Source organism: Bifidobacterium sp. AGR2158, from assembly GCF_000424225.1.
Taxonomy (GTDB): domain Bacteria; phylum Actinomycetota; class Actinomycetes; order Actinomycetales; family Bifidobacteriaceae; genus Bifidobacterium; species Bifidobacterium anseris.
The window spans coordinates 1-1,656 of record NZ_AUJM01000008.1 but is presented as its reverse complement, the minus strand read 5'-3'; the positions used below and the strand labels follow the sequence as shown (position 1 = coordinate 1,656).

The 1,656-nt window shown below is 59.2% G+C and carries 1 rRNA gene; it reads left to right on the top strand.

What is annotated here, in order from left to right:
- Positions 1 to 161: 161 nt before the first annotated feature.
- A 23S ribosomal RNA gene (locus G606_RS0100400) occupies positions 162 to 1,656 on the top strand; the annotation flags it as partial.

Below are 1,656 nucleotides of genomic sequence, written 5' to 3'. Positions count from 1 at the left end.
GTGTGTGTTCGTTCGTTTGTTTCGTGTCGGCCATGCCCCTGTTGGGGTGTGGTTGATGTGTGTGATGATCTGATAGTCGAGTGTTCCAGTTGGACACATTTTGTGTTTTTCGTTGTGTGTTCGCGGCGCCTGTCCCTTTGGCCCTTTTTTGGGTTGGTGGGTTGGTTGTCGTGAAGGGCGCAGTGGTGGATGCCTTGGCAGACAGTACCGATGAAGGACGCGTGGGGCCGCGATAGTCCTCGGGGAGCCGCCGACATGGCTTTGATCCGAGGGTTTCCGAATGGGGCAACCCGCCAGCCGTCATGGGCTGGCACCGCATTGTGTGCGGGGGGTACGCAGGGAAGTGAAACATCTCAGTACCTGCAGGAGAGGATACTCCGTGAGTAGTGGCGAGCGAAAGCGGATGATGGCTAAACCGTGGTCGTGTGATACCCGTCGGGGGTTGCGGCTTCGGTGTCGTGGGAGCGTGTGTCCCGGTGCCGACGTGCCGGGCGTCAGTGATAAATACCGTGTGTGAGGCGAACCGGGTTGGATACCGGGCCGTAGAGGGTGATGGCCCCGTAGCCGAACGCGCATGGTCTGGCGATCGCGTCTCCCGAGTAGCGCGGGCCTCGTGGAATCCCGTGTGAATCCGCCCAGACCGTTGGGTAAGCCTGAGTATAGCTGTCTGACCGATAGTGGACGAGTACCGTGAGGGAAAGGTGAAAAGCACCCCGGGAGGGGAGTGAAAGAGTTCCTGAAACCGTGCGCCTACGAACCGTCGGAGCCTGGGTTTTTCCGGGTGACGGCGTGCCTATCGAAAAATGAGTCTGCGAGTCAGTGGCATGTGGCGAGCATAAGCCGTGTGGCGTATGCGTAGCGAAAGCGAGTCTTAAAAGGCGTTTTTGAGTCGCGTGTCCTGGACCCGAAGCGGGATGATCTAGCCCTGGGCAGGTTGAAGCGTGGGTAAGACCGCGTGGAGGACCGCACCCACTTAGGTTGAAAACTGAGGGGATGACCTGGGGTTAGGGGTGAAAGGCCAATCAAATTCCGTGATAGCTGGTTCTCTCCGAAATGCATTTAGGTGCAGCGTCGGTTGATTGCGCGCAGGGGGTAGAGCTACTGGATGCTTGCGGGCCCGTACCGGGTACCAACAGCAACCAAACTCCGAATACCTGTCGCGTGTATGCCGGCGGTGAGTCGGCGGGGGATAAGCTCCGTCGTCGAGAGGGAGACAGCCCAGACCGTCGTCTAAGGTCCCCAAGCGCGTGCTAAGTGGGAAAGGATGTGGAGTCGCATAGACAGCCAGGAGGTTGGCTCAGAAGCAGCCATCCTTGAAAGAGTGCGTAACAGCTCACTGGTCTAGTGGTTCCGCGCCGACAATGTAGCGGGGCTCAAGCACGCCACCGAAGACGCGGACGCCAATGTTGTGTTGGCGTGGTAGGAGAGCGTCCCATGAGGGTCGAAGCGGCCGTGCAAGCGTGTCGTGGACTTCATGGGAGTGAGAATGCAGACATGAGTAGCGAGAGCAGGGTGAGGATCCCTGCCGCTGGATGACCAAGGGTTCCAGGGCCACGTTCGTCGTCCCTGGGTGAGTCGGGTCCTAAGGCGAGGCCGACAGGCGTAGTCGAATGGATGAACGGGTTGATATTCCCGTACCGGCCGTATGACCGATCA